The sequence below is a fragment of the Azospirillum lipoferum genome, from assembly GCF_024170005.1.
GTDB lineage: Bacteria > Pseudomonadota > Alphaproteobacteria > Azospirillales > Azospirillaceae > Azospirillum > Azospirillum lipoferum.
The window spans coordinates 106,575-118,492 of sequence record NZ_JALJXJ010000010.1 but is presented as its reverse complement, the minus strand read 5'-3'; the positions used below and the strand labels follow the sequence as shown (position 1 = coordinate 118,492).

Here is an 11,918-nt window from a genome sequence, read left to right as displayed (position 1 = left end):
GCAGCTGGAGTTCTCCGGCGTTGCCGAAATGGGAACGCTGTGCGCGTCCTCCCGGCACAGGAATCCGCCGGTCACGCCGGTCAAGGACAAGGGCAAAGCCGCAGGGGTGCTCGATGCGGGAAATCAATCAGCGACGGTTGCGCTATTTCTTCGAAGTGCTGACCCACGGATCGATCCGCGGGGCGGCCAACGTGATCAATACGGCGCCATCGGTCATCGCCCGCCAGATCCGCCTGCTGGAAGAGGAGCTGGGCACCCCGCTGTTCGAGCGCGGGGCTTCCGGCGTCACCCCGACGGAAGCGGCCCACCATGTCCTCGACTATTGGCGCACCTGCCGGTCGCAGCAGGAGGATCTGGAGGAACGCATCGCCGAACTCAACAATCTGCAAAGGGGCAGCCTGCGTCTGGCGATCGGCGAGGGCTTCATCGACGATCTGATGGACCATGCGCTGCTGCCGTTCAGCAGGGACTATCCGAACATCCAGCTGACGATGAACACCATGACGGCGAACGACGTGGTCGCCGAAGTGACGGAGGACATCGCCCACATCGGCATCACCTTCAATCCGCCGCGTTCGGCGAAAATCCGCACGGTGATGAAATCGGTGCTTCCGCTCTACATGCTGGTCGGCGCGGAGCACCCTCTTTCCGCCATGCCGGGACCGATCACGATCCAGCAGGCCCTGGAATATCCGGTGGCGATGATGCCGTCGGCCTTCGGCATCGGCAAGATCATGGAAACCCTGGCCTATGTCGAACAGGTTCCGCTCACCGTCGCCTTCTCGACCAATTCGGTCCACAGCCTGGCGCGCTTCGTGCGGAACAACCGGGCGGTGACCTTTCTCGGAGCCCACAACGCGTTGGCCGCCGCGGAGGGCGGTGGCGTCGTCGCCCGGCGGGTCGACCATCCGCTGCTGCTGAGATCGGCGGCGCATCTGATCGTCAAGGTCGGCCGGACCCCGACCAGGGCGACACAGACGCTGGTCCAGCATATCCGCACCCGAACCCGCATCTTCTCGGCGGAGTTCCCAAACTCGCTCGAACCGCCCGGAGTTGCCCGGAATGCAACGGAAGACGTCGCAGAATAGACTTCTGCCAGCCGGAAAAATCGCGTCAAGATCCTGAAGGGCAGAAATAACTGCCGTACATCAGGAAGACCCCATCCCATGAACCCAGCGTCAATTCCGACCTTTGACGGCCATAACGACGTCGCCCTTCGTCTTTACCGCACCGCGACGGCCGATCCGGCCACGGCATTTCTTGGGGGACAGGACGAGGCGCACATCGATCTGCCCAAGGCCCGCGCCGGCAACTTCGCGGGTGGCTTCTTCGCCTTGTTCTCGCCCTCCTCGTCCCGCAACAACTACTCCAGCATGGCCGGCGAGCGCTACGACATCCCGTTGCCGCCGATGCTCGAACTGGAAGCGGCGCGCGATCCCATCGTGACCATGCTGTCCCTGCTCCTCCGGGTGGAGCGGGCCTCACAGGGGGCCGTCACCATCTGCCGCGATACCGGTGCGATCCGCTCGGCGATGGCGCGCGGCAGCATCGCCATGCTGGTCCATCTCGAAGGCGCCGACGCCATCGATGCCGACCTGCACATGCTGGACGTCCTGCACGCGGCCGGACTCCGTTCGCTGGGGCCGGTCTGGAGCCGCGACACGATCTTCGGCCATGGGGTGCCGGCGCGCTTCCCCAGCAGCCCCGACTGCGGCGGCGGACTGACGGCGGCGGGCGAGCGTCTGGTCCGCGCCTGCAATGACATGAAGATCATGATCGATCTCTCGCACATCACCGAACAGGGATTCTGGGATGTGGCGCGCCTGTCGAAGGCACCGCTGGTCGCCACCCATTCGAACGCCCACGCGCTCTGCCCGTCGTCGCGCAACCTGACCGACCGGCAGCTCGACGCCATCCGCGATTCCGGCGGGGTGGTGGGACTGTGCTTCGCCACCTCCTTCCTGCGCGCCGACGGCAACATGAACCCGGATACCGGCCTGGAGGTGGTGGTGCGGCACCTGGAGGGGCTGCTGGAACGGCTGGGCGAGGACCGGGTGGCGATCGGGTCGGACTTCGACGGCTGCGTCGTCCCGCGGGATATCGGCACGGCGGCGGGCATGCCGCTGTTCTACGAGGAACTGCGCCGGCGCGGCTACGGGGAAACGCTGCTCAACAAGATCGGCTGGTCGAACTGGCTCGACGTGCTGGAGCGGACGATCGGCTGAGAAGCCGCCAACCAGGCGGCGGTCAGAAAGCAGTCGACAAAGCCGGCGACCGCCGCTACCGTTGATCGACAACTGACATATCAAAAGGTGGGTACGATGTTTCAGGCGGACCTGTTTCCGGGCTGGACGACGGTGTGCCGTCTGGAGGAAGCCCCCGGCCTCCCCGTCCTGGCCGACGTCGACGTGCTGGTGGTGGGCGGCGGTGCCGCCGGGGTCGCCGCCGCGACGGTCGCGGCGGAGGCCGGCAAGTCGGTGATGCTTCTGGAACGGTACGGCTTCTGCGGCGGTGCGGCGGTCGCCGGCATGTCGGGCACGATCTGCGGCATGTATCTCGCCACCGACCGCAATGCCGGCCCCGAACAGGTCGTCTTCGGCTTCACAGAACGGTTCCGCCGGGCGATTTCCGAGCGGGGCGGCCTGACCGCGCCGCAAATCTACGGCAAGACCTGGACCGTGACCCACGACCCGCTGATGTGGCGGGAAACGGCGGATGCCTTTCTTGCCGCGGCCGGGGTGCGCGTGCTGTTCCACACCGCGGTGACCGGCGTCCTCATGGATGGCGACCGCTATGCCGGCGTCGTCATCGAGTCCAAGGCAGGGCGATCCACCGTGCGCGCCCGGCGCATCATCGACGCCTCGGGCGACGCGGCGGTCGTCGCCCGCGCCGGCCACCGCTATCTCTTCGGCGACAATGGCAAGATCCAGAATCCGACGATGTTCTTCCGTCTCGGCAACGTCGACATGGATCGCTACCTCGCCTATTACGGAGAGGACACCATCTGCCCGCCGAAACTGACCGAGGCCATCCAAAGGGCGAACGACGGTGGCGCCTACCGGCTGCCGCGCAACAAGATCTGGATTTTCCCGACCACCCGGCCGAATGAACTGATGGTCAACGCGACACGGCTGAGCGGCCGTGACGACCGCATGCTCAACGTCATCGATCCGGCCGATTTCACCGAGGCCGAGATGAGCGGGCGCCTCCAGGTCCGCGAATATGCCCGCTTCCTGCGCGACACGGTGCCGGGCTGCGAGAACAGCTATGTCGTCGATACCGGGGCCGAGGCCGGAATCCGGCAAACCCGCTCCATCGTCGGGGCCGAGACCTTGCGCAACAGCGACGTGGTCGAATGCCGCAAGCGGGCGGACGGCATCTGCCGCGTGCCCTGGCCGATCGAGCTGCATGCGGGCGACAAGCCCAAGCTGCACTGGCTGCTCGACGACTGGTACGAGGTTCCCTATCTGGCCCTGGTTCCGGAAGCGGGCGAGAACATCATCGTGGCCGGCCGCTGCCTGAGCGCCGAGCACGAGGCGCTGGCCTCGGCGCGGGTCACCGCCCAATGCTTCGAATATGGCCACGCCGCGGCGGTCGCCGCGGTGCTGTCCCTCGATGAGGATCTGCGGTTCCGCGATATTCCCGGCGCCCGGGTCCGCGAGCTGATGGCCCGCAACGGCAGCGCCTTCTGAGGGAAGAGGGAGCGGAGGCCCTGCGGCCTCCCCTCCTTCCCGCTCATTTCCTGACCAGAGGGCACTGGCTTTCGGAGAGCGGACGGACGACTTCGCCGGCGGGGATCCGGCGGACCAGCTTGTAATAGTCCCATGGCGCTTTGGAGTCGGCGGGCGATTTGACCTGGAACAGGTACATGTCGCGCGCCAGCTTGCCGTCCTCCCGCAGCACGGCGTTGTCGGTCATCATGTCCTTGACCGGGGTCTTGCGCATCTGTCCGGCAACCGTCATCGCATCGGTGGTGCCGGCCGCCGACACCGCTTTCAAATAATGCAGGACCCCGCTGTAGACGCCGGCCTGCACCATCGTCGGCATCCTGTTGGTCCGCTCATGGAAGCGCTTCGACCATGCCCGGGTCTCGTCGTTCAGATCCCAGTAGAAGGATGCCGTCAGCAGCAGGCCGCGTGCCGTGCTCAGCCCCAGCGCATGCACGTCGGTCAGGTAGACGACAAGCCCGGCCAGCGTCTGCCCCCCATCGGTCAGGCCGAACTCCCCGGCCTGCTTGATCGAGGTGATGGTGTCGCCACCGGCATTGGCCAGTCCGATGTATTTGGCGCCCGACCCCTGGGCCTTCAGCAGAAACGAGGAATAGTCGGGGGTATCCAGTGGGGCGCGGACCGAGCCGATCACCTTCCCTTTTCCGGCTGTGACGACCGCCGCGGCGTCCCGTTCCAGCGCCTGACCGAAGGCATAGTCGGCGGTCACGAAGAACCAGCTGTCCTCCGCCCCCCTGGTCAGGGCGCCCGCCGTTCCTTTGGCGAGGCCATAGGTGTCATAGGTCCAGGCAAAACTGTTCGGGGAGCATTTGGCATTGGTCAGGTCGGAAGAGGAGGCCCCGGAGAAGATGGCAAGCTTGCCCTTGTCCTGGGCCACCGCCTGAACCGCCAGGGCGACACTGGAATTGGGAATGTCGACGATGAGATCCACGCCCTTCTGATCGTACCATTCGCGGGCGATCGCCGAGCCGATATCCGCCTTGTTCTGATGGTCGGCGCTGATGATCTCGATCTTCATACCCTTGTTCGCGCCCGCGCTCGCCGCGGTGAAATCCTCGACCGCCAACCGGGCCGCTTCGATGCTTCCCTTTCCGCCCATGTCGGCATAGATGCCGGACTGGTCGTTGAGGACGCCGATCCGCACACCGGCGACCTCGCCCCGGGCCATGGCGGAGACCATGCATAGGGTCGCCGCCAAGCAAGAGAGTGCCTTTCTCTGCATCGTTTCCCACCCCATTCTTTTGATTGTTTGAAAAGACGGGCAAACCAGCGGAGCCGACGGTCGGCAAGCCGCAGCCGGCGGCCGGTATGGCCGCCGGTTGCGGTGACATCCGGTCGTCTCAGCGGCTTTGCTCAGCGAAACAGGGCCGCGTCCATGACCGGCAGCGGGTCGAGGATCTGGATGGGCTGATACTCCATCCGCTCCAGCACATGCCGGCGGACATCGACGCCCGGCGCGATCTCGCTGAGCACCAGCCCGTCGGACGTCACCTGGAAGACCGCGCGCTCGGTCACCAGGAGTGCCGACTGGTCCCTGTAGCGAACGCCGTCGAGGACGCGATAGGTCACGCTTTCGGCATCGCGGACGAACTTCGAGATCTTGCCGTCCTGCCGGATGTCGAGACGGCCGTCGGCAATCGCGATATCGAGGCCGCCGGTGGTGAAGGTGCCGGTGAAGACCAGACGCTTGGCATTCTGGGCGATGTCGATGAACCCGCCGGCGCCGGGGTTAGCCGCGCCGAACCGGCTGACATTGACCGAACCGTGGCTGTCGAATTGCGCGAAGGCCAGGGCGGCGAACTCGCAGAGGCCGCCGTCGATCGCGTCGAACTGGTAGATTCCGTCGAGGATGGCATCCGGGTTGATGTTGGCGGAAAACTGCCAGCCCGACATGACCACGCCGCCGTAGGAGCCATGCTCCGTCGTGAACCAGTAGTCGGCAAGGGCGCCGTCGTCGAACAGCCCCTGCTCGGCCATCACCAGCGGAATATCGGCGGCGGCGCCGAAGCCGAAGATCGACAGCTGGCGCTTGGCGACCTCGCGCGCGGCCCGGGCGGCGATCACCTTGTCCGGGCTCTGGGGCGGCTTAGGCAACGCCGACAACGGGGATCGCTGCCCGCTGAAATAGGCGGGGTCGAACGGTATGCCGGTGGACATCATCATGTCCGGATCGACCACCACCGCATCGACGAACATGCCGGGGATCGTCACCATGGAGGCCGGCCGTTCCCCCGACCCCGTCACCCGCCGGACCTGGGCGATCACCCGGCCGCCGCTGGCCTTGGCGGCGAGCACGAGGCCGATGTTCGAGGAGACCAGCGGCTCGTCCTCGAAGGACAGGTTGCCGTGCTCGTCGGCGGTCGACGCCCTGACGATCGCCACGTCGATCGGCCAGCTGGGATAATAGAGATAGGGCTTGCCGTCGAACTCCACCTTCCTGACCAGTTCCTCGGTCGCCCTGGCGGTGAACCGGCCGCCGCCATGCGCCGGATCGATGTAGGTGCCGAGCCCGACCTGGGTCAGATAGCCGGGCCCTTTGCGGGCCACCTCGCGCAGCCAATGCATCGATGCGCCGATCGGCCAGGAATAGGCCTCGACGCGGTTCTCGCGGATCAGGCGCATCAGCTCCGGGCGCCGGTTGGTCCTGGGATCGAGCGGATTGATGTAGGATCCGGCGATGATCCGCTTCATCAGCCCTTCCTGGGCGACATGGTCCATGCCCCTGATGCCCTGGGCATCACCGGTTCCCACCGGAAAATAGAAGGTCAGGTTCCGCGGATATCCGGTGGCGCGGAAGCGGTCGCCGAGCGCCTTCAGCACCTTGTCGGGCGTAACCCAGCCGATCACCCCGACCGAGGCGACCGTGGCGCCGTCGGCGATCCCGCCGACGGCCTCCGCAACATCGATGATCTTGCTCATGACTTCACCGTGAAGCGGTCGAAGGTGGCGCGGGCGGCGGGAGAGAGGCAATCCTCGGCGAACAGGCGCGACGCCTGCATGTCGGCGCGCTCCGCGTCCGCTGCGGCGAATGCCTCGAAGAAGCGCTTGGTGGTCGCCACCGCATTGGCGGGAAGTGCGGCCAACGCCGTCGCCAGCGCCTTGGCACGGTCGAGAGCGGCGCCGTCCTCGGCCGCATAGTCGGCAACGCCCAGCCTCAGCGCCTCGTCACCAGGGATCGGCTCGGCCCCCCAGGTGAGCAGACGCGCCTTGACCCCGCCGACGCGGGCGACCAGGGCCTGCAGCCCCCAGGGCGGCAGCCAGCCGTTCTGCACCTCCGGCAGGTGCCAGCGGGTTCCCCGCGCGGTGACGACGACGTCGCAGCACACCGCCAGAATGAACCCGCCGCCCAGCGCATAGCCTTCCACTGCGGCGACGACCGGCTTCGACATATAGGCGATGGTCCGGGCGATGGCCGCCGTTTCCGCCTCGTGCCCGCACATGGCGGCGATCGTCTGGCCGCCGAGTTCCTTCAGGTCGCTGCCGGCGCAGAAGGCCGGAGGCGCCCCGGTCAGGACGACGGCCCCGACCTCGGGGTCCTGCTCCGCCGCCCGCAGCGCGGCGGCAAGCCCCTTCATGACCTCCTCGCCCAGCGCATTGCGCCGCTTCGGCCGGTCGAGCGTGATGACGCAGACGCGCCCCGTCTTTTCGAATCCGATCATGGGATGTCCGTATTGCTGGAGAGAGGTCACGGCGGCCCGGCGATCGAAGCTGATGATCCTGGGGCAACGCCAATTGATGCTCAGTTAGTATGCATGTGACATATCAGATGGGGCGCAATATTGTCAAGCTGGATCGGCAGAGTGAGCCAGCGTGGAATCGTCGTGCGGGATTGCCGTGCGGAACCGGGAGACGGAGAGCCTGATGGGGGACGAGATCAAGGTGGATCAGGAAGCGGCGTCGATCGCCGAAACGGCGTATCTGCGGATCGAGGAGATGATCGTCACGCGGGCGCTGCCTCCGGGATCGATGATTTCGGAGAACCGGCTCGCCGACGAGCTGGGATGCGGACGCACGCCGATCCGCGAGGCGCTGCAACGGCTGAAGCTCGAAGGCTTCATCGAGATTCACCCGCGCCGCGGCGCGCTGGTGACCCCGGTGGACGTCATGAAGCAGCTGGAACTGCTGGAGGTCCGCCTGCCGCTGGAACTGCTGATGTCCCGGCTGGCGATCCGGCGCGCCACCAAAGCGGAACGGTCGGAGATGCTGCGGCTGGCCGCGGTCATCCGGCAGGCGGCGGCAACCGGAAACCGTTCTCTCTATCTCACGACGAACCGCGCCATCCATGAAATCCGCACCGCGGCTGCCCACAACGGCATGCTGGCGCAAACCGCAAGGGGTGTCCTGGCGCTCTCGCGGCGCTTCTGGTACGCCTACATCGAGGATACCGACAGCTTCACGGAAGCCGCCGACCTGCACGCCAAGATCCTGACCGCCATCGCGGAATCGTCGGAAGAGCGCGCCGTCGAAGCGACGCAGGGCTTCATCGATTTTCTCGACCGGCTGACGCGCCGCGCCCTGTCGCGCGATTTCTGAGCCGGGCTCCGACCCCAACTCATGAAAAATGGCCGAGCGGCGACCGCTCGGCCACAAGTGCCGCCTCGTACAGGAGAATATGAGGCGGTATGGACAACCCGCCGTCAGGCGCGCGCAGGAGCCGGCCGCCCTTGGATCCCTCCTTCCCGTTGCAGCCGGGGACGGATGAAGCTGGCGGCGACGATGCCGAGCAGGACGCAGACCCCGATGAAGTACCAACCGTTCGAGTAATCCTTGCCCGCGGCCGTCACCACCACCAGGGCGCCGAAGATCTTCGCGCTGAATGCGGCGACGAAGTATCCGGCACCGTTCACGAACCCCATCGCCTTGCCGTAGACCTCAGGGGTGAAGATTTCCGCCGGCACGGCCAGAAAGGGCCCCCATGCCATGTTCCCGAAAAATCCCATGCCGCACAGCGCGACCGCCAGCAGAACCGGATCGGCGGTCTGCAAGGTCGCCAGCAGGAAGACGAAGGGCGCCAGACCGATGAAGCAGGTCATGATCATGATGCGGCGGTTGCCGTGGAACACGCGATCCGACAGATAGGAGGAGGTGAAGCTGCCGACCGCGCCGGCCAGAAAATAGAGGGAACTCCACCACCCCATCGTCTGAAGCTTGAAGTGGAACACGTCGGACAGGTACAGCGGAATCCAGGTCAGGGCGCCGTAGAGGGTCACCTGCATCACGATGTCGACGAAGACCACCGCGACATAGCTGGGATTGCGGAAGAACTGGACGAACGTGATCGCGTTGCTGCGAAGGATCGTATTCCGGGCGTCGCCATACTCGCCCTTCTTGATCACCCCCTCCTCGATCTCATCGCGGTAGGCATGGTCGAGTTCGTCCGGTGTTATCTTGGGATATTGCTCCGGCCGGTCGAAAACCATCAGACCGATCAGAGCCAGCGGCAGGACGCCGCAGGCGGCGGTGACGTAGAAGACCAGCCGCCAATCGCCCGACACCTGCGCCAGATGGGTGGCGAAGACGCTGGCCCAGGCGGGCGTCAGAATCCAGGCCCAGGACAGCAGGGCCTGTGCCCGTGCGCGCCCCTGCTTGTTGAACCAGCGCATCAGGATGCGGGCGGAGGGCACATACTCGGTGCCGACGAGAAAGCCGAACATCGCCATGCGCAGCAGATACTCGTCGCGGGACTGGATCATCCCCATCCACGCCGTCATCACCGACCACGCGACCACTGAGAACAGCAGGATCTTCTTGGCGCCGAAGCGGTCGGTGAGCAGGCCCGAGATATATTGTGCCGGCCCATAGAACAGCAGCATGAGAAAGGCGCCGGTCCCGATGTCGGCCGTCGTCAGGCCGATGTCCTGGGCGATCGCCGGGGTGAGGACGCTCGACTTCACCCGGTCGAGATATTGAATGCTGTAGGCGACGAAGAGCACGATCGCCACGACCCACCGATAGGGAATCCTGTTCCTCATCAGTTTCCTCCCGCAGATTTTCTGGATGGACGACTGAGTGAGTTCTGATATGTCAGTCGCCGTTCATTAGACTATCAGTAATTTCCCGGTAGTCAAGCGCCGGCCGGCGGGACGGCCGGATCCATTTTCCGGATCCATTTTCCGGATCCATTTTTTAATCATCCGGTTGACGGCAACGAGGGCCGCCCCCGCCAGGGAGCGAGGCGGCCCTCAAAGCACCTTGATCGATGAACGGCTTGCCTGCGCTCAGGCGGCGGGTTCGGCCTGTTCGTCCAGGAAGCGGATGACCGCGTCGAACGCCTGTCCGCGGTTCTTTTCCATCAGCACCATGTGAGTCGCCTGACCGACCTCCACCAGCCGCTTGTACCGCGCACCGGTAAGGCGGGTGAACAGATCCTGCGCCATGTCGAACCGCACATCGACATCCCATTCGGCGCAGACCAGCAGGACGGGATTGGCGATCACCGACGGATCGTAGAGGGGATTGCCGGCGGTCCAGTGCTGCCGGACGTCCTGCACGGCACCGGAGGGCGCACGGATCGTCCCCGCGGTGGGCGAAGCGGGGTCGGTGGCCAGCGTCACCTCGGCCCAGGCGTCGAACCAGCCCTCCGGAATCAGCCCCGCCCTCTCCTGCTCCGGTGCCGCACCGCGCCAGGCGGCTTCGAAAGCCTGCGGGTCGACGATACGGTAGGCGCCGATCGGCCCGCCGGAATCGAACCGCAGGGGCGTTCCCGACAGCCAGAGGGGCGTGACCAGGATCAGCTTTCCGAACCGGTCGCCGGCTTCGGCGGCCAGCGTTCCGACAGCGGTCGCTCCCCAGGACATGCCGAGCAGGTTCACCCGCTCGACACCGCGCTTCTGCCGGACGTAATCGACCGCCGCCGCGAGATCGCGGACCGCCGTCCGGGCCGGGCTCAGCGGCGGATTGTCTTCGGGCGACTGCGACATCTCGGGCAGTCGCGTCGAACCGCCATAGCCGCGGACGTCCACGGCCCAGACGTCATAGCCCTGGCGGGCCAGAACATCCATGAACGAGGCGCCGGCGACCGGCACGTCGAACAGGCTCTCCGACGGAAAGGTCGCGCCGTGGATCATGACCAGCGTGCGTTCGGCGGAATACTCCACCGCATCGGCCGGACGCTTGTTGATCAGTTGAAGCGTCACGCCGTCCGTATCGCTCGGGATCAACACCCGCTCGCACTCGATCCGGCGGTTCGGCGAATGGTCTGTCTGCAACATGCTCGCTCCTTAGCTCAGGCGAATTGCCAAGTGAACCGGTCGCCGTCGCGCCCGACGCGGCCGGCGGAGGATTCGCCGAAATGGCTGGTGAAGACCAGGATCCCGGTCTCCGCCGCGTGGTTCAGCGCCCATCGGCGGGACGCCCGGGCAGCCTCAGGAAATTCGCAATAGAGCGAATTCCAATCGGGCCTGACGATCTGCGTCGGGTGGTGCAGCACGTCGCCCCAGAACAGCGCCTGTTCCCCCTGGGACGTGAAGCGGATGCAGGCATGATCGATGCTGTGGCCGGGGGTCGGCAGGAAGGAAAAGCCCTCCACCGCCTCCAACTCGTCGACCATGATCTGTCGCGCCAGCCCGGCTTCGACGACGGGGCGCACGCTGTCCTCGTAGACACCGGCCAACGGCGTCTTGACCATGTCGCCCAGCCCGGCTTCCGCCCTGATCGCCGCGTCGGAACCGTCGCCGGCGGACAATGCCGCGAGATAGTCATGTCCGCGGGCGGAGAAGACATACCGCGCATTGGGGAAGGTCGGAATCCACTGATCGCCGACCTTGTGCGTGTTCCACCCGACATGATCGACGTGCAGGTGGGTGAACAGCACCAGATCGACATCCTCCGGATCGACCTGCGCCGCCTTCAACCGCTCGAGAAAGGGTTCGTTGAGCCGGTGCAGGACCGGCATCGCCAGGCGCTCCTTGTCGTTTCCCGTCGCGGTATCGACCAGGATGACCCTGTCCGGCGTGCGGACCAGCCAGGTATGGATGCTCTGGCGGAGCATGCCCGTCTGCTGGTCCACCGATCCGGCGCCGAATTCACGGGCGATCTCGGGACCGACGGCGGGGTCGAAGTCCGGATAGAGGTAGGTTGGATCGACTCCTTCGAGCGGCAGTTCGGGAATCTTGACGATGACGGCATCGCCGACGCGATACACGGCCGGTTCGGACTGCATGGGATTTTCCTGTTGGGGGATTGCCTGGC

The 11,918-nt window shown here is 65.8% G+C and carries 10 protein-coding genes; 4 read left to right on the top strand and 6 right to left on the bottom strand.

Annotated features, from left to right (window positions below):
* Positions 1-113 precede the first annotated feature (113 nt).
* The 3 genes from J2848_RS22190 (at position 114) to J2848_RS22180 (ending at position 3,692) form a co-directional block, all read left to right on the top strand.
* On the top strand, positions 114-1,088 hold the full coding sequence (locus J2848_RS22190) for a LysR family transcriptional regulator (protein WP_149232653.1): 975 nt from the start codon (positions 114-116) through the stop codon (positions 1,086-1,088).
* Positions 1,089-1,166: 78 nt separating this feature from the next.
* The gene (locus J2848_RS22185; protein WP_149232654.1) at positions 1,167-2,225 is read left to right on the top strand and encodes a dipeptidase; all 1,059 of its coding nucleotides are present in this window, start codon (positions 1,167-1,169) and stop codon (positions 2,223-2,225) included.
* Positions 2,226-2,321: 96 nt separating this feature from the next.
* Positions 2,322-3,692 carry an FAD-dependent oxidoreductase gene (locus tag J2848_RS22180; protein ID WP_149232655.1) on the top strand — a complete coding sequence of 457 codons (1,371 nt, stop codon included), beginning with the start codon at positions 2,322-2,324 and terminating at the stop codon, positions 3,690-3,692.
* Positions 3,693-3,735: 43 nt separating this feature from the next.
* On the opposite strand, the gene J2848_RS22175 is transcribed toward J2848_RS22180, so the two are convergent.
* The 3 genes from J2848_RS22175 to J2848_RS22165 form a co-directional block, all read right to left on the bottom strand.
* On the bottom strand, positions 3,736-4,908 hold the full coding sequence (locus tag J2848_RS22175) for an ABC transporter substrate-binding protein (RefSeq protein ID WP_246193986.1): 1,173 nt from the start codon (positions 4,906-4,908) through the stop codon (positions 3,736-3,738).
* Between the two features lie 173 nt (positions 4,909-5,081).
* Positions 5,082-6,647, bottom strand: coding sequence for an acyl CoA:acetate/3-ketoacid CoA transferase (locus J2848_RS22170; RefSeq protein ID WP_149232657.1), 1,566 nt, complete (start codon positions 6,645-6,647; stop codon positions 5,082-5,084).
* A complete protein-coding gene (locus tag J2848_RS22165) occupies positions 6,644-7,387 on the bottom strand; it encodes an enoyl-CoA hydratase/isomerase family protein (protein ID WP_149232658.1) in 744 nt (247 codons plus the stop codon). Before J2848_RS22165 ends, J2848_RS22170 begins: the two co-directional genes overlap by 4 nt.
* Positions 7,388-7,589: 202 nt before the next feature.
* Here J2848_RS22165 and J2848_RS22160 point away from each other — a divergent pair, with 202 nt between their 5' ends.
* Positions 7,590-8,261, top strand: coding sequence for a GntR family transcriptional regulator (locus J2848_RS22160; RefSeq protein ID WP_149232659.1), 672 nt, complete (start codon positions 7,590-7,592; stop codon positions 8,259-8,261).
* A gap of 104 nt (positions 8,262-8,365) precedes the next feature.
* Here J2848_RS22160 and J2848_RS22155 read toward each other — a convergent pair whose 3' ends face one another.
* The 3 genes from J2848_RS22155 to J2848_RS22145 all read right to left on the bottom strand — a co-directional run bounded on the left by J2848_RS22155 (position 8,366) and on the right by J2848_RS22145 (position 11,889).
* The gene (locus J2848_RS22155; protein WP_149232660.1) at positions 8,366-9,700 is read right to left on the bottom strand and encodes an MFS transporter; all 1,335 of its coding nucleotides are present in this window, start codon (positions 9,698-9,700) and stop codon (positions 8,366-8,368) included.
* Positions 9,701-9,946: 246 nt separating this feature from the next.
* Positions 9,947-10,939 (bottom strand): alpha/beta hydrolase, encoded by a 993-nt coding sequence (locus J2848_RS22150; RefSeq protein WP_149232661.1) that lies wholly within the window; start codon positions 10,937-10,939, stop codon positions 9,947-9,949.
* Positions 10,940-10,953: 14 nt separating this feature from the next.
* Positions 10,954-11,889 (bottom strand): MBL fold metallo-hydrolase, encoded by a 936-nt coding sequence (locus tag J2848_RS22145; RefSeq protein ID WP_149232662.1) that lies wholly within the window; start codon positions 11,887-11,889, stop codon positions 10,954-10,956.
* Positions 11,890-11,918 lie beyond the last annotated feature (29 nt).

Bases quoted from the DNA above. Each gene is read 5' to 3' on its own strand.
- J2848_RS22175 (WP_246193986.1), bottom strand. From the start codon at position 4,908: ATGGTCTCCGCCATGGCCCGGGGCGAGGTCGCCGGTGTGCGGATCGGC.
- J2848_RS22165 (WP_149232658.1), bottom strand. From the start codon at position 7,387: ATGATCGGATTCGAAAAGACGGGGCGCGTCTGCGTCATCACGCTCGAC.
- J2848_RS22145 (WP_149232662.1), bottom strand. From the start codon at position 11,889: ATGCAGTCCGAACCGGCCGTGTATCGCGTCGGCGATGCCGTCATCGTC.
- J2848_RS22150 (WP_149232661.1), bottom strand. From the start codon at position 10,939: ATGTTGCAGACAGACCATTCGCCGAACCGCCGGATCGAGTGCGAGCGG.
- J2848_RS22180 (WP_149232655.1), top strand. From the start codon at position 2,322: ATGTTTCAGGCGGACCTGTTTCCGGGCTGGACGACGGTGTGCCGTCTG.
- J2848_RS22155 (WP_149232660.1), bottom strand. From the start codon at position 9,700: ATGAGGAACAGGATTCCCTATCGGTGGGTCGTGGCGATCGTGCTCTTC.
- J2848_RS22170 (WP_149232657.1), bottom strand. From the start codon at position 6,647: ATGAGCAAGATCATCGATGTTGCGGAGGCCGTCGGCGGGATCGCCGAC.
- J2848_RS22160 (WP_149232659.1), top strand. From the start codon at position 7,590: ATGGGGGACGAGATCAAGGTGGATCAGGAAGCGGCGTCGATCGCCGAA.
- J2848_RS22190 (WP_149232653.1), top strand. From the start codon at position 114: ATGCGGGAAATCAATCAGCGACGGTTGCGCTATTTCTTCGAAGTGCTG.
- J2848_RS22185 (WP_149232654.1), top strand. From the start codon at position 1,167: ATGAACCCAGCGTCAATTCCGACCTTTGACGGCCATAACGACGTCGCC.